Source organism: Nocardia sp. CA-107356 (assembly GCF_050946365.1).
Lineage (GTDB): Bacteria > Actinomycetota > Actinomycetes > Mycobacteriales > Mycobacteriaceae > Nocardia.
Genome location: NZ_CP191992.1, coordinates 3,232,435 through 3,258,446, shown reverse-complemented (window position 1 = coordinate 3,258,446; position 26,012 = coordinate 3,232,435). Strand labels below are relative to the sequence as shown.

The window sequence follows — 26,012 nt, the reverse complement described above, 5'->3', positions numbered from 1 at the left end:
AACAACCGAAGGGACGACCCTGTCATGGACGTCGTCCATGACTTCACGCGATGCACGAATCTCCTTGCGACCGAGGAGAATTAGCGTACTTCCCGAAGCGAATTAACTCCGATATAACTCAAGATTCATCGACCCGTGACTCGATTTTCGATAGGGTTGACCTTGCCTACATCGAGGTGGGATTTCGAGAACCTCACGTCGGTCGAGGGGAATTACGCCCGTAGGAGCTCCAAGTGAAGTATCCAGTGTGCGCTCGCGTGTTAGGTCCATTGACGCTCGCTCTCAATAATCACAACGCCACGCCAACTGCGCAAAAGCAACGCCAACTGCTCGCATTACTTCTCGTCAGACACGATACCGTCGTTCCGGTCACCACCTTGGTCGAAGAGCTCTGGAACGACGATCCGCCGCGCAGCGCCGTCACCGTCGTGCAGACCTATGTGCTCGGAATTCGAAAGAAGATGGCCGAACAACTCGGCATCGGACAGGCCGAAGTGGCCGAGCGTTTTCTGCGCACCCGCAGCAAAGGCTATTCGTTCGACGTCAAGGACTGCCTCTTCGATTTACGCGACTACCAGACGATGTCCGAAGCCGCCCGCTGTGCCGCCAAAACCGGCGACGACTACCGCGCGGTCGACCTGTTCACCGCGGCGGAGGCGCTGTGGACCGGTCCGGCGCTGGTCGATGTCGAGGGCGGTATCCCGCTCGCCGCGGAGATCTCGCATCTGGATCAGCTGCGGCTGACCGATGTCGAGCTACGCGTCGAGGCCGAGCTGCGGCTCGGCAGATATCGCGAGACGTGCCCCGACCTGGCCCGACTCACCATGCAGCACCCGCTGCACGAGCGCCTGCAGGCGTATTACATGTTCGCCCTGTGCCGTTCGGGTCAGCGCGCCCGCGCCCTGGCCTCCTACCAGGAGTTCAGCAGGTCGATGCAGCGCGAACTCGGCCTCGACCCATGCCAGAAGCTGCAGAAATTACATCAGGACATCCTCACCGCCTCCGACGTATCGGTGAGTGCCATGCTCAACAGCCGCCACGCGGGATACCTCATCGGTTGGTACTCCCCCGAATTCCGCGCGGCGCGAGCAAAACCCGCCTAACCATCCCGCAACAACTCGTCCACCAGCGCGGTCGAATGCGTCGCCGACCGCATGGCCGGATGATCGAGTACCTCCCGCAGAAAATCTCGAGTCGTCTCCACCCGCGCCCCTGAAATCTGGAATTCGGCCAGCGCTCGCCGCATGCGCGCAAGCGCCCGATCTCGGTCCGGTGCCCATACGATCAGTTTCGCGAGCAGCGAATCATAATGCGGCGGGATCGAATAACCGGCGTGCACATGCGTATCGACGCGCACGAACGGACCACCCGGCGGCGTGAATTCCGCCACAATTCCCGGAGCCGGTGCGAATTCGGCGGTCGGGTCCTCGGCATTGATCCGGCATTCGATTGCCGCACCGCGCAAGGAAATATCGTCCTGAGTGATGCCGAGTGGTTGCCCGGCCGCGATGCCGATCTGCTCGGCGATCAAATCGATACCGGTGACCATTTCGGTCACCGGATGTTCTACCTGAATTCGGCAGTTCACCTCCATAAAATAGTAATTCCCCCGCCGATCCACCAGAAATTCCACGGTTCCGGCACCGACGTAGCCCGCTTCCAGCACCCCGTCCACCGCGGATTTGCCCATCCGCACCGCGAGCCCGTCCGGCAGCCGGGGCGCGGGCGATTCCTCGATGAGCTTCTGATGTCTGCGCTGCACCGAGCAGTCACGTTCTCCGAGGTGCACGCCGTTGCCGTAGCCGTCGCACAGCACCTGGATCTCGACATGCCGAGCGCCCTCGAGGTACTTCTCCAGATAGACTCGACTGTCGCCGAACAACATTCGCGCGGTCGCACATGTCTGCTGATAGGCGTGCTGGAACGCCGCGCTGTCGCGAACTACCTGCATACCGCGCCCACCGCCGCCAGCGGCCGCCTTGATGATCACCGGATATCCGATCGAGTCGGCGAGTGCGTGCGCCGCATCGGCTTCGAGCGGATCGAGACTGCCCGGTAGCAGCGGCAGCCCCGCCTTGGCCATCAGCGTGCGCGCCGACTGCTTGTCGCCGAGCTGTGCCATCACATCGGCGGGTGGACCGATCAACGTGACACCCGCCGCACGGCAGGCATCCGCGAAATCCGGTGACTCCGAGAGGAATCCGTATCCGGGATGGATGGCATCGGCTCCGGTCAGCTCCGCGGCGGCCAGCACGGCCGCGGCATTGAGGTAGCTCCGTTTGGCCGCCGCGGGCCCGATCTGCACCGATTCATCGGCGAACCGCACCACCGCCGACTCGGCGTCGGCGACCGAATGCACCGCGACGGTGCGCACACCCAACTCTCGGCAGGTGCGCGCGACCCGCAGCGCGATCTCGCCGCGATTGGCGATCAGAATCTTGTCGAACATATTGTCCCGCACTCTCTTACGCCACCGACCGGACCGGAACCTGCTGCCGTGCACCGAATCGGCGGAATCGCGCGCGCCGCTCGGTCGCGAGATCCGCACCGCTGCGCCCGGTCAACTCCCGCAGGCTCGCGGTCAGGGCCCGGTGCAGCTGGTTCGCCGCCGCCAGCGGTGCGGTGCCGACATCGTCGCCCGGTTCGGGCAGCACCGCGTCGACGACGCCGAGCCGCAGCAGATCGCTGGCCGTAAGTGACAGCGCGGCAGCGGCTTTCGGTGCGGCGGCCGGATCGTTCCATACGATGGCCGCACAGCCTTCCGGGCTGATCACCGAGTACGTGCCGTTCGCGAACATCAGCACCCGGTTGGCAACGCCGAGTGCCAGCGCACCGCCACTACCACCCTCGCCGATGACCACGCTGATCACGGGCACCCGGAGCGCCGACATCAGCCGGATATTCTCCGCGATCACCACGGCCTGCCCCTGCTCCTCGGCGGTCGCACCGGGATAGGCCCCCGGAGTGTCGATCAGGGTGATCACCGGCAGCCCGAGCTTCTCGGCAAAACGCATGAGCCGCGCGGACTTCCGGTAGCCCGCCGGTGTCGGCATACCGAAGTTGCGCGCCATCATCTCCTTCGGCTCATGGCCCTTCTGGTGCCCGATCACCACCACCGGCTGCTCACCCAACCACGCGGTACCACCGACAATGGCGGGGCAGTCCCCCGAAATCCGATCCCCGCGCAACTCGTGGAAGCCGTCGAAAGCGAGGGCGAAGTACTCGAGCGCGGTCGGCCTGCTCGGCGTGCGCGCACGCCGGACCTGCAGCCAAGGATCGCTATCGGGGACCCGAGCCGGGTCGGTGATGGTCCCCGCGTCGAGTTCGGTGACCGCATCGCCGGTCGGGTCGACCGGACCGGCGACCCGCACTAAGGAACCGAGCGCCTGCCGCAGACCCGCGCGCGGCACGATCATATCGATCAACCCACGTTCCAACAGGAATTCGGCGGTCTGGAACTTCGGCGGCAACTCCTGACGGATGGTCTGTTCGATCACTCGGCGCCCCGCGAAACCCAGCCGCGCACCCGGCTCGGCGATCAGCACATCCGACAGCGTCGCGAACGAGGCCGCCACACCGCCATAGGTCGGGTCGGTGATCAAGGTGATGGTGAGGATTCCGGCGCGGTCCAACTGTTCCAACGCCGCGCTGGTTTTCGCCATCTGCATCAGCGACAGCGGCCCCTCCTGCATCCGCGCGCCACCCGATGCGGTGACGATGAGTAGTGGAATCCGCTCGGCCAGCGCGGTTTCCGCCGCCGCGGTGATCATCTCCCCGACTGCGGTGCCCAAACTGCCACCGAGAAACCGGAAATCCATCGCCGCGATGATCACCGGATTGCCCTCGATCGCCGCGACCGCGCACAACACCGCATCGTGCATACCGGTGCGTGCCCGCGCGGCGGCGAGCCGGTCCGGATAGGGCTTGGTGTCGGTGAAGCCCAGCGGGTCCTCATCGGTGGGAATGACCGCCAGCGGTTCATAGCGGCCCTCGTCGGCGAGCTGGGTGATGCGTTGCTCGGCGGTGATCGGGGTATGTCTGCCGCATTCACCGCAGACACCGAGGTCGCGAGCGAACCGCTTGCCGTACAGCGGAATCAGACAGGCCGGGCAGAGCACCCAGTCCGCGGCGCCGTCCAGGCCGTGTGCCGACTTCATCACGCGTATCTCCTGTGCTCGGGGAACGGGTGACCGATCCGTACCGCGCTGTCGGGTCGATCACTGCGCACAGCCTGCGCCCGCCCGCTAGAGAACAACTCGACTCCGGCGCTCGAGTCAGGTTCGAGGACCGCCTTCGATGCTTGAGCACACGATCGAAGGGAGATAACGCCATGAACCCCAACGCATCCGGTGGTGCGGAATGAGCCGCCGCGTTGTCGTCACCGGACTCGGTGTCCGCGCGCCCGGCGGTTCGGGTAAGGACGAGTTCTGGAAACTGTTGTCCGAAGGCCGCACCGCCACGCGTCGGATTTCGTTCTTCGACCCGACGCCGTACCGATCCCAGGTGGCGGGCGAAGCCGACTTCGACCCGAGTCAGGAAGGGCTCTCGCCCAGGGAAATTCGCCGCATGGACCGTGCGGTGCAATTCGCCGTGGTGTGCGGACGGGAAGCGGTGGCCGACAGCGGTATCGATATCGGGTCGCTGGACCCGCACCGGCTCGGCGTCAGCCTCGGCAGCGCGGTAGCCGCCGCCACCAGCCTCGAGCAGGAGTATCTGGTGCTCTCGGACTCCGGCAAGAACTGGCTGGTGGACCAGACCTACCTGTCCCCGCACATGTTCGACTACATGGTGCCCAGTGTGATGCCCGCCGAGGTGGCCTGGAGTGTCGGCGCCGAGGGCCCGGTCGCCATGGTTTCCAACGGCTGCACATCCGGACTGGATTCGGTCGGCCATGCGGTGCAATTGATTCGCGAGGGCTCGGCCGATGTCATGTTGGCCGGGGCCGCCGATACCCCGATCACGCCGATCGTGGTGGCCTGTTTCGACGCTATCAAGGCGACCACCTCCCGCAATGACGACGCCGAACACGCCTCACGGCCGTTCGACAACTCGCGCAACGGCTTCGTACTCGCCGAGGGCGCCGCGATGTTCGTCCTCGAGGAGTACGAGAGCGCGCGCAAGCGCGGCGCGCACATCTACGCCGAGATCACCGGCTATGCCACCCGGTGCAACGCCTACCACATGACCGGTCTCAAAGCCGACGGGCGTGAGATGGCCGAGGCGATCCGCGTCGCGCTCGACGAGTCACGCATCGATCCCACCGGCGTGGACTACATCAACGCGCACGGCTCGGGCACCCGTCAGAACGATCGGCACGAAACCGCCGCGGTCAAGCGCAGTCTCGGCGAGCACGCCTACGCGACACCGATGAGTTCGATCAAGTCGATGGTCGGACACTCACTCGGTGCCATCGGTTCGGTCGAGATCGCCGCCTCCCTGCTGGCCCTCGAGTACCAGGTGGTGCCGCCGACGGCGAACCTGCACGAGGCCGATCCGGAGTGTGATCTGGACTACGTACCGCTCACCGCGCGGGACCACCGGATGGACACCGTACTCACCGTTGGCAGCGGATTCGGCGGATTCCAGAGCGCGATGGTGTTGCGCAAACCACAGGAGGTGGCGGCATGATCCTGGTGACCGGAATGGGTGTGCTCGCACCGAACGGCCTTGGCGTCGAACGTTTCTGGGATGCCGTCTTGGACGGTCGAGGCGGTATCGCACCGCTCACCCGGTTCGACGCGAGCCGCAGCAGCGCGCGATTGGCCGGGCAGATCGCCGATTTCGACGCGGCCGAACATCTGCCGAGCCGATTGCTGCCGCAGACCGATATCTCCACCCGAATGGCGCTGGTCGCCGCACAGTGGGCACTGGACGACGCCAAGGTCGATACGGCGGCGCTGACCGACTACGACATGGGCGTGGTCACCGGAAATGCCTCTGGCGGTTTCGAATTCACCCATCGTGAATTCAACAAACTGTGGTCGCGCGGATCCGAGCATGTGAGCGTCTATGAATCGTTCGCCTGGTTCTACGCGGTGAACACCGGGCAGATCTCGATCCGGCACGGTATGCGCGGACCGAGCAGCGCGCTGGTCGCCGAGCAGGCCGGTGGATTGGATGCGGTCGGGCACGCCAGGCGCACGGTGCGTCGCGGTACTCCCCTGGTGGTCACCGGCGGGGTCGATTCGGCGTTGGATCCCTGGGGCTGGGCCTCACATCTGGCCAGCGGTGCGGTCAGCACTTCGGACGTACCGGATCGTGCCTACCTGCCCTTCGATGTCGAAGCCGCGGGTTATGTGCCCGGCGAGGGCGGAGCGATGCTGGTGATCGAGGATGCGGCGGCAGCCCGAACCCGTGGCGTGCCGAAGGTGCACGGCGAAATCGCCGGATATGCCTCGACATTCGATCCGCCGCCGGACGCCGGGCGGCCTTCGGGCCTGCGCCGGGCGGCCGAACTCGCCCTCGCCGATGCCGGTATGGGGCCGAGCGATATCGATATCGTATTCGCCGACGCGGCGGGAGTACCCGACCGCGATCGGGACGAGGCGGCGGCCATCGAAGCCATCTTCGGGGCCAACGGCGTCCCGGTGACGGCATCGAAACCGCTGACCGGACGCCTGTTCTCGGGAGCGGGCCCGCTCGACATCGTGACCGCACTGCTGTCCATCCGCGATTCGGTGATCCCGCCGACGGCCCACACCACCACCCTCGCCGAGGACTACCGGATCGACCTGGTGCTCGGCGCACCCCGGCCCGCCACCGTGGGCTGCGCTCTCGTCCTGGCCCGCGGCCGTTGGGGTTTCAACTCCGCCGTCGTCGTACGGGCTGTCACCGACTGATCCGAAAACATCTAGGGAGCCGATCATGACAATGACCATTACCGAATTACGCCGGATCCTCGTGGAATGCGCGGGTGGCGACGATATTGCCGAACTCGATGGCGATATCGCCACCCTCGACTTCGAACAGCTCGGCTACGACTCCCTGGCGCTCATCGAGACGGCCTCCCGGATCCAACGCGATTTCGGCGTAATGATCCCGGAGGAACAGCTCATCGATGTCAAGACGCCGCAAGAGCTGATCGATATCGTCAACAGTCAATTGCCGGGCGCGGCATGAATACTCAGGTGATGAGCCACAGCAAGGTGGTGCAGGCGCCGCCCGAGGTCGTCTACGCCCTGGTGGCCGACGTGACAAAGTGGCCGGTGATCTTCGCGCCGAGCGTGCTGGTGCGACATCTGCACCGCGGACCCGATGAGGAACGGTTCCGGTTGTGGGCCACCGTCAATGGCGAGGTGAAGAACTGGACCTCCCGACGGGTGCTCGATGCGGCGCAACGGCGCATCGTCTTCGAGCAGGAACGCAGCCAGGCGCCGATCGCATCCATGGGCGGCGGCTGGTCGTTCCGCGAAATCGACTCCGGCACAACGAAGGTTACCCTCGACCATCGCTTCACCGTGGTGGACGGGACCGATCCGGATGTGGTCGCGGGCGCGGTGGATCGCAACAGCGAAACCGAACTGGCCGCACTGGCCCGCATCGCGGAACTCGGCCATCCGGTCGATGATGTCCTGCATACCTTCGAAGACACTGTCGCGCTGGATATTTCGGCGGCCGCGGCGTACGACTTCGTCTACCACAGCGAGCGCTGGCCCGAACATGTCCCGCATGTCGGCCGGATCGAGCTCACCGAGGACTCCGAGGGTGTGCAGCTGATGGAGATGGATACCGTTACCGCGGGCGGTATCCCGCACACCACCAAATCGGTGCGCGTCTGTTCGTCCAATGAGCGCATCGACTACAAACAGCTGCTGCCACCGACCATGCTCTTCGGGCACAGCGGCGCATGGGAATTCGCGGACCGACCCGACGGCGCGCTGGTGACCGCACGGCACACCGTGGCGATCAATCCGGTCGCAGCCCGTGAAATCCTCGGGGCCGCTACCGATCTCGCCGACGCACGCGCCTATCTCACCGACGCGCTCTCGACCAACAGCCGCAATACCATGCTGTGCGCCGCGCGGTATGCCGAGACGATGAAGTCACCGACATGACGGCCACCGAACTACCACAGGTGGCCGGTGACCCGGTAGTGCGCGAAATCGCCGACCGGGTCTACGCGTACACGCACCGCCGCGGCGGCTGGTGTGTCAGCAATGCGGGTGTGCTGGCCGGTCCGGACGGGGCGGTGGTGATCGATACGCTGGCGACCGAGGGGCGCACCCGCGCACTGGTCGAATTCGTCGACGGACTCGACGTCGGCCCCGCCAGAACGATTGTCAACACTCATCACCACGGCGACCACAATTTCGGCAATCACCTCTTCGGCCCCACCGCGGTCGTCATCGGCCACGATCGGATCCGGCCCGAGATGATCGAAACCGGACTCGCCCTGACCACATTGTGGCCGCAGGTGCAGTGGGGCGACGTGCGCGTCACGCTCCCGAGTATCACGTTCAGCAGCAGGATCACGCTGCATATCGGGGAACGCCGCGTCGAGCTCATCCACCTCGGACCGGCCGCGCACACCACCAATGATGTGGTGGCGTGGCTGCCCGAGGAGAAGGTGCTCTTCGCCGGTGATCTGGTGATGTCGGGTGCCGCGCCGTTCTGCCTCATGGGATCGGTCAGCGGATCGATCACCGCGATCAGCAGACTCGCCGCATTGGGCGCGCAGACCGTGGTGTCCGGACATGGTCCGGTCACCGGACCCGAAATCTTCGACCGGACACTGCGATATCTGCGGTGGGTGCAGGATTTGGCCGCCGAGGGCCGCTCGCTCGGCCTCACCCCGTTGGCGATCGCACTCGAGGCCGATCACGGCGAATTCGACGACCTGGTCGATGAGGAACGGATTGTCGGCAATCTGTACCGCGCCGATGCGGAATGGGCGGGAGGTCCGCTCGGCGAATCACTCGATGTGCTGTCGATCTTCGACGAGATGATCGTGTACAACCACGGGCAGGTGCCGACATGTCTGGCATGACAACCGAATCTGGCGTGACAACCGAATCGGTGCGGGTCTGCGTGGTCGGCGGCGGACCCGCCGGGCTGATGGCCGGTCTGCTGCTGGCCCGCTCGGGCGTGGAAGTGCTGGTGCTGGAGAAGCATCCGGATTTCTTGCGTGACTTCCGCGGCGACACCGTACATCCGTCCACGCTGCGTGCCATGGATGAGCTGGGGCTCGCGACGGAATTCCTCGCGCTACCGCACGTCGAACTGCCGCAGCTGCCGATGGCGACCGCGAGCGGTCCGGTGATCTTCGCCGACTTCCGCACTCTCCCCGGCGGTTTCCCGTTCGTGGCGTTCATGCCGCAGTGGGATGTGCTGAACTTCCTCGCCGATGCAGGTAGGCGGTATCCGGGCTTCCGGCTCATCCAGCAGGCCGAGGTCACCGAGCTGATCCACGAGGGCGATATGGTGGTCGGCGCGCGGGTGCACACACCGGGCGGCTCCCTCGAGGTGCGGGCCGATCTGGTGATCGCCGCGGACGGGCGCAATTCGATCGCGCGCGGCCTCCTCGACGTCGCGGCCAGTGCCGCCCCCATGGACGTGCTGTGGTTCCGCGTCAGCAAGCCCGAGGGTGAACGGCTACCCACCGTGCGCAGCGGCACGGGTTTCTTCATCGTCTGTATCGACCGCGGCGACTACCTCCAGGTCGCGTACATGATTCCGAAGGGCGGGTTCGCGACCGTCAAGGCGGCCGGGCTCACCGAATTCCGCGCGGAACTGGCCACGATCTATCCCAGCCTCACCACCCATCTGGCGGCGGAAATTCGCACCTGGGACGATGTGAAACCCCTTGACGTCAGGGTGGATCGGCTGCGCCGCTGGTTTCGGCCCGGTCTGCTCGCGATCGGCGATGCGGCCCATGCCATGTCGCCCGCGGGCGGGGTCGGCATCAATCTCGCCGTACAGGACGCGATCGCCGCCGCCCGTCTGCTCGCCCCCACACTGAGCACGGGTGCCAGCCCGAGCCTCGCGCAGTTGCGCGCGGTCCAGAGCAGACGCGAATTCCCCATGCGCGTAGTCCAATTCGCGCAGCTGCGGCTGCTATCGGATCTATATCCGAACGCCGGTCGGCCGGGCACCGACAAACCGCTGCTCGTGCGCCTGCTGCGCCGCTTCCCCCGCCTACCGCGGCTGGTGGCCCGGGTGATCGGGCTCGGCATCCGGCCCGAGCAGGTCCCACCGGCGGCTGCGATCGCCGGAACCGTCACTGCCCTACCGAAATTCAGGGAGAACTGATCGTGTCGACATATCTGCTCGTCCACGGGGCGTTCCACGGCGGCTGGGTCTGGCAGCGGGTGACACCACCGCTCGAGGATGCCGGACACCGCGTGCTGGCACCGTCCCTGGTCGGCCTCGGCGACCGCGCCGATCAGCTGACCCCCGAGGTCGGCCTCGACACCCACGTCGAGGATCTGGTCGGCATGCTCACCTTCGAAGACCTCACCGACGTCATCCTGGTCGGACACAGCTACGCGGGCATGGTGGTGACCGCCGTCGCCGACGCGGTACCCGACCGCATCGCCGAACTCGTCTATATCGACACCTTCGTCCCACGCGGCGGTGAGGCGGTCGCCGACATCATGCCCGGCATGGTCGACGCCTTCACCGCCGCCGCCGAGGCGCACGGCGACGGCTGGCGGGTACCACCGCAGACCGAGCCGATGGGCGACGGCGGGCTCTACGGCGTCACCGAGGAGCCGGATCTCAGCTGGGTGGCCTCGATGCAGACGGCGCAATCGCTCGAGACCTTTCGGCAGCGGATCCTACTGACGAATCCCGAAGCGCTGGCGGCGATTCCGGTGACCCACGTGCATTGCAGCGAGGGCGGCGAGGATTTCAAGGCCATGCGCGCCGCGATGCCGCGCACCCTGCCGCCCGCCGATCTGCCACCCGAGCGCCTACACGTGTTGCCCACCGGGCACGACTGCATGATCACCATGCCGCGGGAATTGGCCGGGCATCTGCTGGCCTTGGCACCGCAACCGGCGCCAACCGGTCTCGCTCAGTGCAGGACGCCGTAGGTCGCCGCAATGGTGAAACCGTGGGGTCCGGTCTCGCAGGTCACGGTGCCCTGGTAGCCGACACCGCAAGTGGTGCCGCCCATGGTCACCTTGTGTCCTTCCGGCAGCACCTGCGCACCGCCCGGGTAGGTGAAGGTGGCCTCGGCCGCCAGGTAGTGGGCCGCTTCCATGGTGGATGAGCGCACCTGGTTGGTTCCCGGCGGGGCGTCGATCGGCACGGCGTCGCATCCGGCCGGTCCGTTCGGGTAGAACCCGCAGTTGCGGCCGTCCGGAGTCCGGAAGAAGACAGTGCCCGTGTAGTTCGGGTCGTCGACCAGGTATCCGGTGTCCTCGACCGGTGTCAGTTGATCGAGTCCGTTCGGATCCGCCGCGACCGGTCCCGCGGTGGCCACAAGGGCGGCAACGGCGAGCGGTGCGATCGTCGACAGAGCGATCAGTTGGGAGCGGTCGAACACAGGCGAGCCTCCTTGGTCGTCCTTCTTTCGGAACCCCGACATTATCTCCGGACGACGTCTGCGGTGTCGAATCCCGTGTCCGTCGGCGCCACCGGTATCGGGCAGAACTGGTACCCGCCAAGGATTCTCGGCACGATGATTCCCGGCGGCTACGAGAACGCTCGAACGTCCCACGCGGCCGATCTGGTTCGATACGCTAACTGACGGAATGACTTCCGCTATACCCAATGTCGTGGGGTCCGTACCATATTGCTGGAGCGGGCAGTGCGGGCGCGAATATCGTTACGCGGGAAGGACATCGACTGATGACAGTGCGGCGAGCGGTGGCGGGGGTCATGGTGTCGGCAGGGATCGGCGCGTTGGTGTGCGGAATACCGGCAATACCGGCACAGGCGGATCCGCTACCGCAATGGGCGCCGTTGGGCACCACGCTCTACACCTTCGGCGATGCGAATTTCTGTGCCGGGGCGATCGGCGTGGCGGTGGAGGCCGCACCGCATCTGCCCGGCCATGTGCTGGCGCACGTGACCCCACTGGGCTATCAGCGCGGGCCGTGCGGCAATCACGTGATGCTGGGATGGGTGGGCTCAGCGGGTGCGCGGGCGCAAGAGGTGTATGTGCACACCGATGCGGCGCCGGGCGATACCGTGACCGTGGACCTGTGGGTGGGGATGGGTCCGGCCAAGATCATGGCCGACACCTGGCCGATCCAGGGCCCGTTCGCGGAGTGGTATCTGCTGGTGCCCTAGCCGCGCACCGTGGTGGGGGCTGCCGATTGGGGAACGGGAGCGGGCCGCAGTTCAGGCAGTCCACTCGGTCGTATGATCGAGTTCGTAGCAAGCTCTACCCATCGACAGCCGCATTTTTGCCAGGCCGACAAGAGGGCCCTCTCTTCCGCGCGCGAGCGCGACCCCGGATTCCGACTTGTCAGCCATGGCATTCAGGACACTTCGAGGACAGCATTATGCGTACCGAAGGCGATACCTGGGACATTGTGAGCAGCGTCGGCATGACCGCGCTCGGCGTCGCGGCCGCGCGCGCGATCGAGACGAAACAGCCCGATGCCCTTGTCCATGACGAGTACGCCGCGCTATTCGTGGTGGCATCCGGCGATCCGGATATGAACCGACTGATCACCGATCCGACGTTGTGGGCGCAGACCCCGTTCACCTCTGGGTTCATCGGATATCGAAGTAAGTTCTTCGACGATTTCTTCCTGTCCGCGGCGGCGGCCGGGGTGACCCAGGCGGTGATTCTGGCTGCCGGGCTCGATGTAAGGGCCTACCGGCTGGATTGGCCGGCGGGTGAGGTTGTGTTCGAGATCGACCAGCCCAAAGTGCTGGAGTTCAAACGTCAGGTGCTCACCGAATCCGGCACCGCGCCGAGGTCGGACCGGCGCGAGGTACCCGTTGATCTGCGCGACGACTGGCCCGCGGCCCTTGTCGAGGCAGGCTTCGATCCGACCTCGCCCACCGCATGGTCGGCGGAAGGGTTGCTGCCATATCTGCCGGGCGCCGCACAGGACGCCTTGTTCGCGCGGATCGGTCAGCTTTCGGCACCCGGTAGCACAGTGGCGGCGGAGACCATCGGCAACGACGTCGATATCGCCCGCATCGCCGACCAGGAGTCGGAATACTTGAAAGGCACCCCGTTCGACAAGGTCGACCTCGCCTCGCTGTTCTACACCGACGAACGCACCGATCCGGCTGACTTGCTCACCGCCCACGACTGGACCACCTCGAGCCTGCACCTGCAGGAACTGGCCACACGCTACGACCGTCCCCTGCCACCGGTCCCGGAGCCGATGGCGCAAATGTTCGACAGCGCGCTATACCTGACAGCTATCAAGCCGTCCTGATCCGACGCTGTTCAGCAAGCGGAGCCGCAGTCGACAAGGACCATGTGATCGAACCGCGTCACTGCTCGTCGCGCCACTCGCGCATCCGCTGGATCTTCGCACGCAGCTCGCGACTTCGGTCGGCGAGTTCCGCCATGGCTTCCGCCGAGCATCTCCCCAACTCGCAGCACCACCTGGTCGAGCTCGCCGCACCGACATACTCAGCCGATCGGGACATGGCCGAACCATACCGGCAACAAACGATCACACCATCGTGCCGGGACGTTGGCGCTCCAGCCCACGACGCCACAGGTGTGATATGGCGGAACACAGGCTGAGGTCGTGCTGGCACCGAAGGCCTGGAGTCTGTCTGCTCGGGACATCGTTGACCTGCCTCTGCTCATCTGGCTTCAGCGACGGGCTCGGTGTGACCCCGCAGTCTGTTTACTGTCGTCCGATGAGTTTCGGTCGCGGAAGTCGTCCAACTTTCCGAAACTACCGACAGGAGAGGCCGGAATGGACTTGTACAGCATCATGTGCGTGCGTGATCGGACCAAGGCGCTGCAGTGGTACGGGGTGTTCTTCGGGCGCCCGGCGGACGAGGTTATCGGCGTGGAGTACCTGTGGCAGGTCGGTGAGAATGCGTGGATCGTCATCGACGACCGAGATGTGCGGGCCGAGCGGGTGGGCGGGGCGATGATAACATTCGGTGTGACCGACCTCGACGACGTCTTGGCCCGCCTCGCCGCGTACGGCGTCAGCCATGAGCCGGTGGAGACCTACAGCAACGGCGTGCGCCACGTCGAAGTACTGGACCCGGACGGGAACAGTCTGTCGCTGGCCGAGGCGGCCGGTCGTGTCACCCGCGACAGTTAGCCGAGCACGAACAAACACCCTGCAATCGGCAGTATCGGATGTTCTGCGCTGCAGCACATCTCGTCCGTAGACCGCGCCCGGACGCATGAACGTACGTGCCTCGTGCGTCGATGCGGTGAGACGGCGACGACCCTCACATACCGTGAGGGTGTGGTGCGCCGCCGGGAGCCTGTCGACATGTCCGATGCAACCGCACGGGGACTACGTCATTTCGACACTCACTTCCGCAATATTCTCACCGACGGGCGCCGCCTGTTCCTGACCGACTTCGGCTTGGCCGCGTCCTCGCGGTTCGAACTGTCCACAGCAGAGGCGCAGTTCCTTCGCCGACACGCATCACACAACGGCTGCTACGTGATCAGTAGGTTGACCAATTGGGTGGTGGAAACCCGCTGTGACCCGGGCCGTCGCGTGTCGAGTAATCCGCAGCGGCGCAATGACTTCCTACGCCGCTGCGCTGAGGGGTGCGGCGTTCTGGAACTGCCGCCCCGCGCGGCGGCGATCGTACGACGCTACGCCCCTGCAGCCGTCGTCTTCAACGACTTCTATTTCGAACTCCACACGGCAGATCGAAGACCTACCCGCACAGCGAAATTGATCGAACATACTCCGCTATCGGCTTTGATCCGACTGCCCCACACGCCCCGTGGCCAGGCCGTGACTCCGGACTCCCGCGCGGTAGTGAGAGCGTTCGGGAACGACCACTGATGCTGACGAGGCGATGGGCGGCCCCGGCCGGAGCCCTCAGCTCAGCTGCTCGGCCAATGCGACGATGATGCCTTCGGGGCCGCGGACGTAGCAGAGCCGATAGCTGTTCTCGTACTGGCCCAGCTCGCCGATGAGTTCGGCGCCGTGGGTGCGCAGGCGGGTGAGAACGTCCTCGATGTCTTTGACGGCGAACATGATTCGACGTATGCCCAGTGTGTTCGCCGGTGCGCTTTCCGGCTCAGCGGTGACCGCTGTCGGCGTGCGGAACTTCATCAGCTCGAGCCGGCCGTGGCCGTCCGGGGTGCGCATCATTGCGACGTCGACTCGGATGTCGTCGAGCCCGACGACACGGTCCGCCCAATCTCCCTCGACTGGCGCCTCGCTCTCCAACTCCATACCGAGTTCGATAAAGAACGCGGTAGCAGCCTCGAGGTCGTCGACCACGATGCCCACGTTCTCCATGCGTTGGATCGTCACTGGTGTCCTCCTGGTGTGGTGGGCTGCGCCTGTCGTAGCCCTTCACTTGATGGACGGAGTCGGTGCGGGCTTCTCGACATGGAATCACCAATCGATCTGCTGCGCCTGCACACTCGCGAGGGCACGGCCGCCGCCCGCGCCGACGGGCAAGCAACCCGAGCTCTCCCAGGAGCCGAACTCGATCACCGAGTTCGGCCCGATTCAACGGACGGACGCCTGGCGATCCCGCGGTTGCTCGCACAACCGGTCAGGACGTGGCACTGTTCCGGTGGTTTCGTGCCAGCGTAGCGACGAACGCAGGCAAAGCGCTCAGCAACTCCAGTTCGGTGGGCGCACTGCCGTGTTCGCGGTAGATGGCACCGATATCGAGCAGTACTCGTTCGGGGCCGAGCAGCTGCGGGCAACCGGCGAAATCGAAGTGCTCGGCGGCTTCGAACACCGTCCGCCCAGCCTCGCGGCACAGGTGTGCGTAGTCGTGCATCCGAAGCAGATATTCACGGAATGTGCGGATTGCAGGCGGACCGACGACCGGGCCGTGGCCGGGCACAATAGTGACCGCATCCATAGTGAGCATCAGTTCGCAGGCTGCGATCCAACCAGAGATCGGCCCGGAATGGATGACCGGATGCACGCCGATGAACAGCAGATCGCCCGCGAAGAGGGTGCGCGTGTCAGGCACGTGCACGAGCACATCACCGTGCGTGTGTGCCGGACCGGCTTCGAGTAAATGCACCACGCGCCGCCCGACCCGCAATTCCAGCTCGCCGCTGAATGTCCGGGTAGGAAGTGTCGGGATGACTCCGGTGAAGTCGAACGTGGCCATTATCGGTGTCATCCACTCGCGTAGGCCCGGCGCGAGGTCGGGGTTGAGAAGCATTGGCAGGAAACGATTTTCGCGCATGTGGCGCGCCGCCACGCGCGAGGCGACGATCTCCGCGTCGGTGACCAGCTGATTTCCCCACCAGTGGTCGGGGTCGTCGTGGGTGTTCACCACTGTCCGAATGCTCACCTCCGGTAACGCCTCCGCCACCGAGTGCAGCAGATGCGCGGTCTGTGTCAACGTGAAGAGAGTGTCGACGAGCAATCCCTCGCGTCCATCGACGACGAGTCCGGCGTTACCCAACCCCCAGGAACCGTCGGGCGCGAGATAGGCGAATGTAGCCGCGCCGATCGGATGTAGTCCGCGGGTGAACGGGATGGTCATGACATATCCCCCAAACTTGGTCTGTAGCCTAATTTTAGTTCACTGTACACTTCAGGGTGTGGCGACGAGAGAGGCCGGGCGGCGCGAACGACGTAAGCAACAGACTCGAAATCACTTGCTGGACACGGCATTAGCACTGTTCGCCACGCAGGGATTCGAAGCGACCACGATCGACCGGATCGCCGAGCACGCCGACGTCGCCCGGCAGACAGTACTGAACTACTTTCCGCGCAAGGAGGCTTTCGTCCGGGCCTGGGTGCAGCAACGCCAGGATCGACTGGCGGTCCTGCTGCACGAGCAGGCCTTTCGTGAGGCGGCAGCTAGCGACCAGCTAGCCAGGTATGTGCGCATCATGGCCGACTACGACGAACGGGAGAGCCGGATCGCGCGCGCGATCTCCGACGGATGGTTACGGCATGACAGCGGGTTTTTCGCCGAAGCGGTCGCGCCGCCTGTCCTGGCTGACGCGATCCGCCTCGGGATACAGCGTGGCGAATTCACCCCGAAGCTCGACGCGGAGATCGCTGCCGAGGTGATCTACGACTGCTATCTGCAGACGTTGAACCGCTGGCTACAGTCGGACACGGCATTCCCGCTCGGCAGCGCGCTACGCGCCAAACTCGACATCGTGTTGCACGGGCTGCTGCCCCGGTCCGACGACGCGAGTCGGCCCGGGCTGTAGGTCGGCGGAGAGCCCGCTCGCATCAGATACGACCTGCTGGGGCCGCAACACTCGGTAATCGGATGTTCATCATCAGCGGAGGATGGCCGCTGATCGGCGAGCTCGTCAGCGTTGCACCGGCGTCCGCGACCGGCGGGCCTCGGCCGGAATGGATCGTGCGAGGAGCGCGAGGGAGTCCGCTGCGCTGGATCCCTGGGGCGTCGTGACGACTACGACCGACTGTTCGGGTGAGCGTGCGGGGATGAGGATTTGCTGTGTGACGGTGAGCGGGCCGACCAGTGGGTGATGTAGTTCGTAGGCGTCGGCTTCGCACGGTTTGACTCGGTGGTCGCTCCACAGCTTCACGAATTCCGGGCTCTTCATGGACAATTCGCCGATCAGGGCGGCCAGGAGCGTGTCATCGGGGTGCCTGCCCGCGACGAGCCGGAGGTTGCCGACCACAGCGCGGGCCTTGCGCGGCCAGTCCGCGTACAGATCGCGGGTGTGCGAGTCCAGGAACAACATTCGAGCCTGATTGGGTCGGTCCGCGGGGCGATCCGGCGCGGCGCGGTCGATATGCCCGGCAAGTAGCGCATGCCCCAACGCATTCCAGGCCAGGATGTCGGTTCGTCGGCCGAGAACCACTGCGGGCGCTGTTTCGAAAGCGCACATCAGATCTCGCGTCAGTGGATGCAGTCGCTCCTGTCGCGGCTGTTCGGCTCGCGGACGTCGCGTCGCGAGTCGGCGCAGGTGCTCATGCTCGTGCTCGTCGAGCTGCAGCGCGCCGGCGAGTGCGTCGAGAATGGCGGCGGAGGCATTGCCGGACTGGCCCTGTTCCAGCCGGGTGTAATAGGACACGCTCACCCCGGCCAGCTGCGCCAGCTCTTCCCGACGCAGACCGGTCACCCGCCGTCGTCCGGGGAACTCGGGTAGACCGACGTCCTCCGGGCGCAGGCGCGCACGCCGCGCCCGCAGGAATTCCCCCAACTGCATCGGGCCACCACTCATGAGCCCAGTCTGCACCGTGGGCCACCCGCGAGCCTGCCCCTGCTAGGGATACGCATAAGCAGGGCTGGTACCCGTCGCGTCAGGGCAGCACGCTGAGGCAGATAGCAGCGAGAAACCCCAGGAGCGCAACATGCACGAGATCGTGCTGGGTGATGTCATGATCACCCGGATCATGGAGTACTACGGTTCGGTCGAAATGGCACCGGAGACCTTCTTCCCCGACAGTCCCCAGGATGCCTGGCAACGCCATAAGTCGTGGCTCGCACCGGATTTCGTCGATTCGGATACCAACGAGTGCGTTTCGGCCGTGCAGACCTGGTTGCTGCGCAGCGAAGGCGCGACGATCCTGGTCGACACCGGCGTCGGCAATCACAAGGAGCGACCGTATGCGCCCGTCTGGGGTCACCTGAACACCGACTTTCTCGGCAATCTCGCCCGGGCGGGAGTGCGGCCGGAAGACGTCGACCTGGTGATCAACACCCATCTGCACGTGGACCACGTCGGCTGGAACACCTACCTCCACGATCGCCACTGGGTCCCGACGTTTCCCAACGCCACCTATCTCATGCCCCGACGCGACTTCGACTTCTGGAATCCCGCCAACGGGCACCGGTCCACCCTGGGCCGCGGTAACCAGAACGTCTTCGAAGACAGCATCGCCCCGGTACACCAAGCGGGCCGCACCGTGCTGTGGGACGACAGCTACCGCATCGACTCGGACCTCACGCTGGATCTGGCGCCAGGGCACACCCCCGGATCATCGGTACTCACCCTGCAATCCGGCACCGACCGTGCCGTATTCGTCGGCGATCTGCTGCACACCGCCTTGCAGTTCGTCGAACCCGACACCAACAGCTGCTTCTGCGAAGACCCGGCGCAGGCCCGGACCACCCGCCGCCGACTACTGGGCTGGGCAGCCGACACGAACGCACTCGTACTGCCCGCGCATCTCGGCGGGCACGGCGGCGCCGAAATCAGCCGCGACGCAGGCACATTCGCCATCAAGGAATGGGCACCCTTCACGCGCCTCTGACACGTACGACAGATCCGATCCGAGACACCAGGAAACCTCATATGTCCGACCCGATTGTCACCACCACCGAAGGCGCCGTCCGCGGTCGCACCGACACCGCACACGTCTTCCTCGACATCCCCTACGCCGCACCGCCGATCGGATCCGCGCGATTCGCCGCGCCTGGACCGCACCAGCCATGGCCCGGGGTTCGCGACGCCACCCGGCCCGGGCCCACCGCGCCCCAGCCACGCCGCGACGGCTTCGGAAAACTCGACATGTCACCGTATTTCGGGCCCGGCTGGATCCCCGGCGCGGATTACCTGACGGTGACCGTCTGGGCACCCCAGCAGGCCCGCAACAGCCCGGTCATGGTGTTCGTGCACGGTGGCGGATTCGTCAGCGGATCGAGCCGGGCACCGCTCTATGACGGAACAGCTTTCGCACGTGACGGCGTCGTCCTGGTGACCGTCAATTATCGCCTGGGGATCCCCGGATTCCTCGACCTGCCCGGCGCACCGGCCAACCGCGGAATGCTCGACATCATCGCGGCCCTGCGGTGGGTGCAGCGCAACATCGCCCAGTTCGGCGGCGACCCCGACAACGTCACCTTGTTCGGTCAGTCCGCCGGAGCCACGATCGTCGGTGGATTACTGGCCGATCCCGAGGCGGCGAATCTGTTCCATCGCGCCATTGTCCAGAGCGGCAACGGCCTCGGGGCGTTCTCTCTCGAACAGGCCGCACGGGTGACGCACGCGGCCGCCGACGCCCTCGGAATCGGACCAACAGCAATGGATTTCGCCGATATCCCGGACGAACGTCTCGTCGCACTGATGCCGAAGCTGACCGGCCTGGACCTGCGCACCGAAACCAGCTCCGACCCACTCGCCGGGTTCAGCCCGTTCAGCCTGGTCCTCGACCGGCAACCGGCCGAAGCCGTGGCCGCCGGAGCCGGGGCCGGGGCCGGGGCCGAGGTACCGCTGATCGTCGGGACGAACACCCGCGAGGCCAACCTCTACCTTGTGCCGCAACGCAATTCGACGACAGAGGCCGAGTTATACGCCACCGCCGCCCGAATCGACACCGATCCCGAGAAACTCATCGCGCGGTACCGCGCCCGGTACCCACAGGCGACTCCGGAGGACCTGCAATCGACACTGTTGGGCGATGCCCTGTTCGGGACCGGCAGCCGACACCTCGCCGATGCCCACGTCACCCGCCGGGCGGCCCCCACCTACACCTACGAATTCGACTGGCAATCTGCCGCTTCGAACGGCCGACTCGGCGCGGCGCACACCGTAGAACTCCCATTCGTATTCGACCTCCTGAACCTACCGGCGCTACACGGCCCCCGCGGCCTGCTCGGCCCGGCCGAAGCCCCTCCCGTGCTCGCCGCGCGCATGCACGGTGCGTGGGTACAGTTCGCCCACACCGGCGACCCCGGCTGGGCACCACCGCAAACCCACCGCTTCACAGAGCGGGGATGATCCGGAGCGCACGTCTTGCCGATCAGCTACCGCGGACCCTCGGCCCGCACATCCGCTCGTCGGCGATATCGCGCGTTCGGCAGCCGCGCCGGGCCATGTCGGCCAACCGATCTGGAGCAAGCCCGGACGGCTGGCCGAACGCCCGCGCAGCGGCAATACAGCGCGTTTCGCGGACCGGACGTCTACGTTGGGCTATGGCCACTCAGCTCGGCACTAACTCGGGCGCCTCACGCGGCTTCAGCCGGGCTGGAATCCGGCCGTAGCGCAGGCTTTCGCCAGTTCTGCCGCGGGAAACGGCACCGTGCGGTCCTCGTAGCGCAGTTTTCCGTAGAAACCGTTGAGCACGGCGGCGATCGGCGCGTACCGCTCGACGATCACCCGCGTCTTCGGCGGCAGCCGATCCGCCACGTGCCCTTCCGCGACGCGCCGGATGTAGGCGAGGCGCCCGTCCTGCTCGGCCAGCGCGTGCACCAGCCAGTTGACCAGGTGCGTGACGACGTAGCAGCCGTCGTGCGTGCGGTTGAGGTCGCAGAAGGCCCGCTCGTCCGCGGAGAGCGTGAAGTGGTCGGAGGTCGCCAGCCCGAAGTCGGCGATGTGGATCCGCGTGCCGTCGGTGACGAAGTTCCGGAAGTGCGTGTCGAAGTGCAGCAACCCGTCCCGGTTCATCGCACGGACGGACTCGACGACCTGCGTTTCGACGTCCTCGACGACATCGTCGATGGTGCCGTCGGCAATGCGCTCGTAGAGCCAATCGTGCAGGTTCACCGGGAAGTACTCGCAGAACAGCACGACACTTTCGCGGGCGTCCTCCAACTGCCCGAGCCGTTCCCGCACCTGCGCCGACCCGCCCCAGAACGCAACATCCGCTTCGCGATCGTCCGAGGCCAAGCGGCCCGGCAGCGACAGCACGCGCCAGTGGTGCAACAGCGGAAAGTGCGGGTTGCGGCCTTCGAGCACCCAGTTCGTGGTCATCACATGCGCGGCCAGCTCCCGCCAGACGACCCCTCCACCCAGCACTCCGAGCCCGTAGTGGCAGTAGGGCGGTACATCGAACACGTTCGCGGTCGACCGCCGGTGCTCCTCCCGCAGCTCCAGTTCGGTCGCCGGCGTCCGTTTGGCGAACACCGGGATCCCGTCGACGTCCAGCCGCACAGCCGCCCCGCCGATCCCATCACTCACCAACGGCGCCGAGCTCAGCCTCGCCTCGAGCTCCCGGTCGCTGAGCAACCCCAGAGCCGTCGACACGGCAGCGTGCCGCTTGATCCGTTCCCCGGAAAGATCCATTCCCGCCACGCTACCCACTCAGGCAGAGGCCTCCGGCTCGCTCACGCACACCATGACGTCGTGGATGTCTCCGAAATACGGTCACGACAGCGCGATCTTGCGGCCCAGACCGACGCCCCTGGCCAGTGTTTTCAAAGTCGGTGGGGGCGGGCATATGCCCGCCCCCACCGACTTTGAAAACACTGGCTGGAACACTGTGTAATCGGCAGTAGCGGATGTTCTGCACCGCACCAGGTTTCGGCCGCCGGCGCCTCGCGCTGGCCGGTTCGGTCAGCGCGGTATGCGGCATGAGCGGACGTTCGGCAGGCCGGTCGAGTGCATCGACACCCGATCCCATTTAGGTCCGAATACCGGGAAGCACGGTGGACCGGAGTTGTCTGATCTACCTGTAGGTCATCGCAGACGGGTGGGGCGGAGGCGTCGTGCTGCAAAGCTGCTAGCGCGTGAAATCTGTCGCCGAATCCAGTGATACACCCTGTCAAACCCTTGGGGTGCGCGATGATTACTGCCATGACTTCCGGTGAGGATTTCTACATCGCATATACCGACAACCACCGCGTCCGCTCCATGCAGCTCGTGGGGCTGCGGTTGTCGCAGGTCGACGACCAGATGCAGGGAGCCACCGTGCAAGAGTTGGCCGCCGGGGTGGATCCCGACGTCGTGCAGCCGGGTGCGCTCACCGTCGCGGTGGCCCCACAGCAGGTACAGCCCGTAGAGGCAGGTGTCTCGGCCTCCCCGGATACGACGTTCGTCATCGTCGACGCCGAGGGCAATCCCGCTCAGCGGGTCACACTGATCAATGCCTCGTCCGCTGTTACAGATGAACCCAGCGCGACCGCCACCGAGGTTGTTATCACCTTCGACGACATCAAGATTGAAAACATCGAGTAGGCCCACCCCGACCTGGGCGATACAGATTAGTGCCGAGGTCCTGCTGCTCACGGTCTCGCCGCGCAACGAGCATGGCCATTGCGCTATACCAGCGCACCGGATTTGACGATGCCGAGTTGGCAGGGGCCCCGAGGTCGATGATCGGCAGCAAAACCATGATGGCGAGGACGTTGCGATCGAAATGAAGGCGAGGCAGCAGCGCCTGCGGTGAGAGCCGCTTGTGCATGCGTTCGGGCGCGACCGGTGAGCGCGCCCGGTGTCGTCACGGCTTTGTTTGGACTCCGAACAGCGGCAAGCACTCCGACAGCCCGGTCACTTCCACCGGCACGCTCCGACGGGAGTCCCATCTGGCGCGCGTGAGCCGTAGCCGTCGGAGTATCGCTGGCTTTCCTCGCACTGCATGCACCTCGACACCATCATGCTCGTACCCAAGTTTGCGTGAGACCCCGTATGACCCGGGGTTGTCCTCGAACGCGCCGGATATCGCCGAGTCGGCTCTGAGCCGGGCGAAGGCCAACTCGAGAACCGCGGACCGCATCTCCGTCCCGATGCCTTGGCTGTGATGTGTCCGGCCGAGCCAAGATCCGGTGTTCACCTCGGAGCAGACTGCGAAGTGCTTCGCACCGATCGACTGTGTGCCGACCACCTCCCCCTTCTGGAGCACAACGAGGTTGAGTACCCACGCGTCGATCTGCCAGTCGGCCCAGCATCGCCAGTGCCATTGCAGTACCCGCTGCGCCCGTTCGTCCGGTCCCGCATCTGTCCACTCGGCGGTAAACGGCTGCACCGCCGGATCGTGCACACCCTCAGCAGCCAGCCCGGCAAGTGCATCCAGGTCTTCCATGCCGGGCATCCTCAGTTCCAGTCGCGGTGTCCGCAGCTGTAGTCCCGCCAGAGGCCAGTACTTCATCAGGCTCATGCCAGCATCATGACTATCGGGCGGCTTTCGCGGCCAACGATTTTGTCGTGTAGTTCGTACCGGGCCCTCAGCGAACACACGCCATTCGGCATTCTAGGAAGTTCGCGAGATCGACTGGCGGCGAATGGCTGCGGCTCACTCGAACGACCCAAGTGCACTCCAGTCGGTCATGGACTCGAGAATGTCCGATATTGCCGCGACGTCGGTCGGGTCGCCGCCCGCGCATCCGCCGCAGATACCGCCGATCCAACTTGGTGACCTGCCGCCCGAGCTCGGTTCGTGCATGTGGTGGCAGGAGTGCCAGTACCTGATCGAGCACCTGCCGTACAACGGCAAGATCGTGCGTCCAAGATGATCGGGCGGTTGCGCCCGATACGCCATCGTTGCGCCAGAGGTATTGGGTCCGACCAGCTCCACATCGCCAGGCCACGGTGCCCGTCACGCTGACGCCAGGAGGAGCCGCTCCCTGGATGACCTCCTCAGCATGATCTCCCCATGCTCCCACTCCGGAACACCGCATGGCAGCGGCGCCGTGAAATCGTGGTACCGCGGTAGCGGCCGACCGGATAGAATTCAATGTGGTCAGCGGAAAGCCGTTGGGCCGCTGCGATTATCGATTCCGGTGGGGGAATCAGTGTCATGGACTTGGTAACCGAACCGACGCAGGAAACGTTGTGGCGGACCTTGCACACGGTGAGTGAGTGGGTAAAGTTCGCGGACGCCAAGGCCGGCGCGACTTTGGCGCTCTCCGGTGCGATGCTTGCCTTACTGTCTGGGCGATTGCGTGAAACACCCGAGCCACCGGTCTCCACCCTGATCATGCTGTACATATCGGTGGGTCTCGCGGGAGTCAGTGCGCTGCTAGCGGTTTGGACAGTCCTGCCGCGAACCAGACGCCTCGGCGCAAACTCTTTGATCCACTACGGCACGATCGCGAAGTTCGCGTCCGGCGAGCACTACCGCGCTGCCGTCCTTTCCACGCTGGCCGACCCGAACGCGTTCGACGCCGCACTGGCACAGCACGTGTGGACCATCGCGCGAGCGGCATCGCGTAAGTATGTGCTGGTTACCTGGGCAATCCGATTCCTGGCGGCCGCCTTGGTTGTCGGCGTCGCCACCGTGGTGTAGCGGGCAACGCGGACAGAGCGGTGCGTGAGATCACTGACTACCCCCTAGAAGGAGTGGCGTCATCGCCGATAACGGTGCCCGCGCGGACGGTGGCGTACTGGCTGGCTACTTTTCGCATTCCATGCCGGCGGGAAGCGACACTTTCACCCAATGCACTCGATTTGGCAGTTCAGGGCGTTCGGCCGGCCGCGCAGTGTGGCCGGTTCTCCCAGCGCGGTACGCGGCATAGCGTTGAACGCGCTCGAAAAAGGTTGGTTCCCCCTGCGCTGAGGTGACTTCGTCGGCGTGGGGCGTCCTGTCGGGGCTCACCACTGCCGATGGTCCCGTGAAGTACACGGACCGGCGCCTGTTCGTCACCCTTGTCCGCTGTGACCAGGCCGAACTCCGTGCCAGTGGCGTGTCAGATCCGTGTAAGGCTGGTGTCAGTCGGGCTGGCGACAGTATTCATGTGAACAGCACAGCAATTGCAGTTTCCGGGCTGCGGAAGGCATACGGGGACAACACGTTCCTCGATGGCACCGATCTGACTATCGGTGCTGGCCCGTACCCGATGCTGCGCACGGAATGGCTCGACCGACTCGCCCGCGTGATGCAGTATCTGCGCGGTGATCATGCCTTCGCCCAGCTGATCCGCTTCGCCCTGGTCGGCGGCTCCAGCAACATTGCCTATGTCTTGCTGTTCATCGCCATGAACGGGATCGGCCCGCTGGTCGCCAATATCGCCGGCTCGATTGTCAGCACGGTGATCGCGAACGAGCTGCACCGGCAGCTCACCTTCCGCGCGGCCGGACGGGTCGGCTGGTTCACCGCACAGTGGGAAGGCGGCGGGCTGGCGCTGATCGGCCTGCTGATCAGCACGGCGGCGCTGGCCGGTCTCGAGTTCTGGGCACCCGGCCTCGGCGACATCGCACAGGCGGGCGCCGTGATCGCCATCATGGCGGCGGTCGGCGGTATGCGCTTCCTGGCACTGCGCGGCTTCGTCTTCTGAAAGGTCCTCAAATCAGTCCCCGCGTCAAATCTCCTGGGGTGCGT

Annotated in this window: 28 protein-coding genes; 19 read left to right on the top strand and 9 right to left on the bottom strand. The window is 65.4% G+C overall.

The window, feature by feature from the left end; genetic code table 11:
- The first annotated feature begins 233 nt into the window (after window positions 1-233).
- Complete coding sequence (locus ACQP1G_RS14540; RefSeq protein WP_433203669.1) at window positions 234-1,103, top strand: AfsR/SARP family transcriptional regulator; 870 nt, start codon at window positions 234-236, stop codon at window positions 1,101-1,103.
- Here ACQP1G_RS14540 and accC read toward each other — a convergent pair.
- Window positions 1,100-2,449 carry an acetyl-CoA carboxylase biotin carboxylase subunit gene (accC, locus tag ACQP1G_RS14535; RefSeq protein WP_433203666.1) on the bottom strand — a complete coding sequence of 450 codons (1,350 nt, stop codon included), beginning with the start codon at window positions 2,447-2,449 and terminating at the stop codon, window positions 1,100-1,102. The genes ACQP1G_RS14540 and accC overlap by 4 nt on opposite strands.
- A 16-nt stretch (window positions 2,450-2,465) precedes the next feature.
- Window positions 2,466-4,157 (bottom strand): acetyl-CoA carboxylase carboxyl transferase subunit alpha, encoded by a 1,692-nt coding sequence (accA, locus tag ACQP1G_RS14530; RefSeq protein ID WP_433208510.1) that lies wholly within the window; start codon window positions 4,155-4,157, stop codon window positions 2,466-2,468.
- A gap of 202 nt (window positions 4,158-4,359) precedes the next feature.
- Between accA and ACQP1G_RS14525 the strand changes: the two genes are divergently transcribed.
- The 7 genes from ACQP1G_RS14525 to ACQP1G_RS14495 are packed head-to-tail and all read left to right on the top strand — an operon-like array spanning window position 4,360 to window position 11,033.
- Window positions 4,360-5,628 (top strand): beta-ketoacyl-[acyl-carrier-protein] synthase family protein, encoded by a 1,269-nt coding sequence (locus ACQP1G_RS14525; protein WP_433203663.1) that lies wholly within the window; start codon window positions 4,360-4,362, stop codon window positions 5,626-5,628.
- Window positions 5,625-6,839: a ketosynthase chain-length factor gene (locus tag ACQP1G_RS14520; RefSeq protein WP_433203660.1), complete on the top strand. Its 1,215-nt coding sequence runs from the start codon at window positions 5,625-5,627 to the stop codon at window positions 6,837-6,839. Before ACQP1G_RS14525 ends, ACQP1G_RS14520 begins: the two co-directional genes overlap by 4 nt.
- A gap of 25 nt (window positions 6,840-6,864) precedes the next feature.
- Entirely contained in the window at window positions 6,865-7,119 is a 255-nt protein-coding gene (locus ACQP1G_RS14515; RefSeq protein ID WP_433203657.1) for an acyl carrier protein, read from the top strand.
- A gap of 11 nt (window positions 7,120-7,130) precedes the next feature.
- Complete coding sequence (locus ACQP1G_RS14510) at window positions 7,131-8,054, top strand: aromatase/cyclase (RefSeq protein WP_433203654.1); 924 nt, start codon at window positions 7,131-7,133, stop codon at window positions 8,052-8,054.
- Entirely contained in the window at window positions 8,051-8,986 is a 936-nt protein-coding gene (locus ACQP1G_RS14505) for an MBL fold metallo-hydrolase (protein WP_433203651.1), read from the top strand. The genes ACQP1G_RS14510 and ACQP1G_RS14505 overlap by 4 nt, the downstream gene beginning before the upstream one ends.
- Window positions 8,983-10,248: an FAD-dependent oxidoreductase gene (locus ACQP1G_RS14500; RefSeq protein WP_433203648.1), complete on the top strand. Its 1,266-nt coding sequence runs from the start codon at window positions 8,983-8,985 to the stop codon at window positions 10,246-10,248. Before ACQP1G_RS14505 ends, ACQP1G_RS14500 begins: the two co-directional genes overlap by 4 nt.
- Before the next feature lie 2 nt (window positions 10,249-10,250).
- A complete protein-coding gene (locus tag ACQP1G_RS14495; protein ID WP_433203645.1) occupies window positions 10,251-11,033 on the top strand; it encodes an alpha/beta fold hydrolase in 783 nt (260 codons plus the stop codon).
- On the opposite strand, the gene ACQP1G_RS14490 is transcribed toward ACQP1G_RS14495, so the two are convergent.
- Complete coding sequence (locus tag ACQP1G_RS14490) at window positions 11,015-11,488, bottom strand: hypothetical protein (protein ID WP_433203642.1); 474 nt, start codon at window positions 11,486-11,488, stop codon at window positions 11,015-11,017. The genes ACQP1G_RS14495 and ACQP1G_RS14490 overlap by 19 nt on opposite strands.
- Window positions 11,489-11,793: 305 nt before the next feature.
- Between ACQP1G_RS14490 and ACQP1G_RS14485 the strand changes: the two genes are divergently transcribed.
- Window positions 11,794-12,237 (top strand): hypothetical protein, encoded by a 444-nt coding sequence (locus ACQP1G_RS14485; RefSeq protein ID WP_433203639.1) that lies wholly within the window; start codon window positions 11,794-11,796, stop codon window positions 12,235-12,237.
- Between the two features lie 215 nt (window positions 12,238-12,452).
- Complete coding sequence (locus ACQP1G_RS14480) at window positions 12,453-13,346, top strand: class I SAM-dependent methyltransferase (protein WP_433203636.1); 894 nt, start codon at window positions 12,453-12,455, stop codon at window positions 13,344-13,346.
- A gap of 58 nt (window positions 13,347-13,404) precedes the next feature.
- Here the strand turns inward: ACQP1G_RS14480 and ACQP1G_RS14475 are convergent, their stop codons facing one another.
- Entirely contained in the window at window positions 13,405-13,563 is a 159-nt protein-coding gene (locus ACQP1G_RS14475; RefSeq protein WP_433203633.1) for a hypothetical protein, read from the bottom strand.
- 278 nt (window positions 13,564-13,841) lie between these two features.
- Here ACQP1G_RS14475 and ACQP1G_RS14470 point away from each other — a divergent pair, with 278 nt between their 5' ends.
- Complete coding sequence (locus ACQP1G_RS14470; protein ID WP_433203630.1) at window positions 13,842-14,201, top strand: VOC family protein; 360 nt, start codon at window positions 13,842-13,844, stop codon at window positions 14,199-14,201.
- A 177-nt stretch (window positions 14,202-14,378) separates the two neighbouring features.
- Window positions 14,379-14,909 (top strand): hypothetical protein, encoded by a 531-nt coding sequence (locus ACQP1G_RS14465; protein ID WP_433203627.1) that lies wholly within the window; start codon window positions 14,379-14,381, stop codon window positions 14,907-14,909.
- Between the two features lie 36 nt (window positions 14,910-14,945).
- Here ACQP1G_RS14465 and ACQP1G_RS14460 read toward each other — a convergent pair whose 3' ends face one another.
- Together ACQP1G_RS14460 and ACQP1G_RS14455 are read right to left on the bottom strand one after the other, a co-directional pair.
- The gene (locus ACQP1G_RS14460) at window positions 14,946-15,386 is read right to left on the bottom strand and encodes a VOC family protein (RefSeq protein WP_433203624.1); all 441 of its coding nucleotides are present in this window, start codon (window positions 15,384-15,386) and stop codon (window positions 14,946-14,948) included.
- Between the two features lie 247 nt (window positions 15,387-15,633).
- Entirely contained in the window at window positions 15,634-16,590 is a 957-nt protein-coding gene (locus ACQP1G_RS14455) for an MBL fold metallo-hydrolase (protein ID WP_433203621.1), read from the bottom strand.
- 58 nt (window positions 16,591-16,648) lie between these two features.
- Between ACQP1G_RS14455 and ACQP1G_RS14450 the strand changes: the two genes are divergently transcribed.
- Window positions 16,649-17,272 carry a TetR/AcrR family transcriptional regulator gene (locus ACQP1G_RS14450; protein WP_433203618.1) on the top strand — a complete coding sequence of 208 codons (624 nt, stop codon included), beginning with the start codon at window positions 16,649-16,651 and terminating at the stop codon, window positions 17,270-17,272.
- A 105-nt stretch (window positions 17,273-17,377) separates the two neighbouring features.
- Here the strand turns inward: ACQP1G_RS14450 and ACQP1G_RS14445 are convergent, their stop codons facing one another.
- Window positions 17,378-18,259: a helix-turn-helix transcriptional regulator gene (locus ACQP1G_RS14445; protein WP_433203615.1), complete on the bottom strand. Its 882-nt coding sequence runs from the start codon at window positions 18,257-18,259 to the stop codon at window positions 17,378-17,380.
- A 130-nt stretch (window positions 18,260-18,389) separates the two neighbouring features.
- On the opposite strand from ACQP1G_RS14445, the gene ACQP1G_RS14440 reads away from it, so the two are divergent.
- Together ACQP1G_RS14440 and ACQP1G_RS14435 are read left to right on the top strand one after the other, a co-directional pair.
- Window positions 18,390-19,292: an MBL fold metallo-hydrolase gene (locus ACQP1G_RS14440; RefSeq protein WP_433203612.1), complete on the top strand. Its 903-nt coding sequence runs from the start codon at window positions 18,390-18,392 to the stop codon at window positions 19,290-19,292.
- 41 nt (window positions 19,293-19,333) lie between these two features.
- Window positions 19,334-20,758, top strand: a complete 1,425-nt coding sequence (locus ACQP1G_RS14435) for a carboxylesterase/lipase family protein (protein ID WP_433203609.1) — start codon at window positions 19,334-19,336, stop codon at window positions 20,756-20,758.
- 237 nt (window positions 20,759-20,995) lie between these two features.
- On the opposite strand, the gene ACQP1G_RS14430 is transcribed toward ACQP1G_RS14435, so the two are convergent.
- A complete protein-coding gene (locus ACQP1G_RS14430; RefSeq protein ID WP_433203606.1) occupies window positions 20,996-22,042 on the bottom strand; it encodes a protein kinase family protein in 1,047 nt (348 codons plus the stop codon).
- 510 nt (window positions 22,043-22,552) lie between these two features.
- On the opposite strand from ACQP1G_RS14430, the gene ACQP1G_RS14425 reads away from it, so the two are divergent.
- Window positions 22,553-22,933, top strand: a complete 381-nt coding sequence (locus tag ACQP1G_RS14425) for a hypothetical protein (protein WP_433203603.1) — start codon at window positions 22,553-22,555, stop codon at window positions 22,931-22,933.
- Between the two features lie 262 nt (window positions 22,934-23,195).
- Here the strand turns inward: ACQP1G_RS14425 and ACQP1G_RS14420 are convergent, their stop codons facing one another.
- A complete protein-coding gene (locus ACQP1G_RS14420) occupies window positions 23,196-23,852 on the bottom strand; it encodes a GNAT family N-acetyltransferase (RefSeq protein WP_433203600.1) in 657 nt (218 codons plus the stop codon).
- A gap of 181 nt (window positions 23,853-24,033) precedes the next feature.
- Here ACQP1G_RS14420 and ACQP1G_RS14415 point away from each other — a divergent pair, with 181 nt between their 5' ends.
- From ACQP1G_RS14415 to ACQP1G_RS14405, 3 genes are all read left to right on the top strand, one after another.
- Window positions 24,034-24,207: a hypothetical protein gene (locus ACQP1G_RS14415; protein WP_433203597.1), complete on the top strand. Its 174-nt coding sequence runs from the start codon at window positions 24,034-24,036 to the stop codon at window positions 24,205-24,207.
- A 338-nt stretch (window positions 24,208-24,545) separates the two neighbouring features.
- Window positions 24,546-24,980, top strand: coding sequence for a Pycsar system effector family protein (locus tag ACQP1G_RS14410; RefSeq protein ID WP_433203595.1), 435 nt, complete (start codon window positions 24,546-24,548; stop codon window positions 24,978-24,980).
- 550 nt (window positions 24,981-25,530) lie between these two features.
- On the top strand, window positions 25,531-25,968 hold the full coding sequence (locus ACQP1G_RS14405) for a GtrA family protein (protein ID WP_433208507.1): 438 nt from the start codon (window positions 25,531-25,533) through the stop codon (window positions 25,966-25,968).
- Window positions 25,969-26,012 lie beyond the last annotated feature (44 nt).

Bases quoted from the DNA above. Each gene is read 5' to 3' on its own strand.
- accC (WP_433203666.1), bottom strand. From the start codon at position 2,449: ATGTTCGACAAGATTCTGATCGCCAATCGCGGCGAGATCGCGCTGCGG.
- accA (WP_433208510.1), bottom strand. From the start codon at position 4,157: ATGAAGTCGGCACACGGCCTGGACGGCGCCGCGGACTGGGTGCTCTGC.
- ACQP1G_RS14525 (WP_433203663.1), top strand. From the start codon at position 4,360: ATGAGCCGCCGCGTTGTCGTCACCGGACTCGGTGTCCGCGCGCCCGGC.
- ACQP1G_RS14520 (WP_433203660.1), top strand. From the start codon at position 5,625: ATGATCCTGGTGACCGGAATGGGTGTGCTCGCACCGAACGGCCTTGGC.
- ACQP1G_RS14515 (WP_433203657.1), top strand. From the start codon at position 6,865: ATGACAATGACCATTACCGAATTACGCCGGATCCTCGTGGAATGCGCG.
- ACQP1G_RS14510 (WP_433203654.1), top strand. From the start codon at position 7,131: ATGAGCCACAGCAAGGTGGTGCAGGCGCCGCCCGAGGTCGTCTACGCC.
- ACQP1G_RS14505 (WP_433203651.1), top strand. From the start codon at position 8,051: ATGACGGCCACCGAACTACCACAGGTGGCCGGTGACCCGGTAGTGCGC.
- ACQP1G_RS14500 (WP_433203648.1), top strand. From the start codon at position 8,983: ATGACAACCGAATCTGGCGTGACAACCGAATCGGTGCGGGTCTGCGTG.
- ACQP1G_RS14485 (WP_433203639.1), top strand. From the start codon at position 11,794: ATGACAGTGCGGCGAGCGGTGGCGGGGGTCATGGTGTCGGCAGGGATC.
- ACQP1G_RS14480 (WP_433203636.1), top strand. From the start codon at position 12,453: ATGCGTACCGAAGGCGATACCTGGGACATTGTGAGCAGCGTCGGCATG.
- ACQP1G_RS14475 (WP_433203633.1), bottom strand. From the start codon at position 13,563: ATGTCCCGATCGGCTGAGTATGTCGGTGCGGCGAGCTCGACCAGGTGG.
- ACQP1G_RS14470 (WP_433203630.1), top strand. From the start codon at position 13,842: ATGGACTTGTACAGCATCATGTGCGTGCGTGATCGGACCAAGGCGCTG.
- ACQP1G_RS14465 (WP_433203627.1), top strand. From the start codon at position 14,379: ATGTCCGATGCAACCGCACGGGGACTACGTCATTTCGACACTCACTTC.
- ACQP1G_RS14455 (WP_433203621.1), bottom strand. From the start codon at position 16,590: ATGACCATCCCGTTCACCCGCGGACTACATCCGATCGGCGCGGCTACA.
- ACQP1G_RS14445 (WP_433203615.1), bottom strand. From the start codon at position 18,259: ATGAGTGGTGGCCCGATGCAGTTGGGGGAATTCCTGCGGGCGCGGCGT.
- ACQP1G_RS14440 (WP_433203612.1), top strand. From the start codon at position 18,390: ATGCACGAGATCGTGCTGGGTGATGTCATGATCACCCGGATCATGGAG.
- ACQP1G_RS14435 (WP_433203609.1), top strand. From the start codon at position 19,334: ATGTCCGACCCGATTGTCACCACCACCGAAGGCGCCGTCCGCGGTCGC.
- ACQP1G_RS14430 (WP_433203606.1), bottom strand. From the start codon at position 22,042: ATGGATCTTTCCGGGGAACGGATCAAGCGGCACGCTGCCGTGTCGACG.
- ACQP1G_RS14425 (WP_433203603.1), top strand. From the start codon at position 22,553: ATGACTTCCGGTGAGGATTTCTACATCGCATATACCGACAACCACCGC.
- ACQP1G_RS14420 (WP_433203600.1), bottom strand. From the start codon at position 23,852: ATGAGCCTGATGAAGTACTGGCCTCTGGCGGGACTACAGCTGCGGACA.
- ACQP1G_RS14415 (WP_433203597.1), top strand. From the start codon at position 24,034: ATGTCCGATATTGCCGCGACGTCGGTCGGGTCGCCGCCCGCGCATCCG.
- ACQP1G_RS14405 (WP_433208507.1), top strand. From the start codon at position 25,531: ATGCTGCGCACGGAATGGCTCGACCGACTCGCCCGCGTGATGCAGTAT.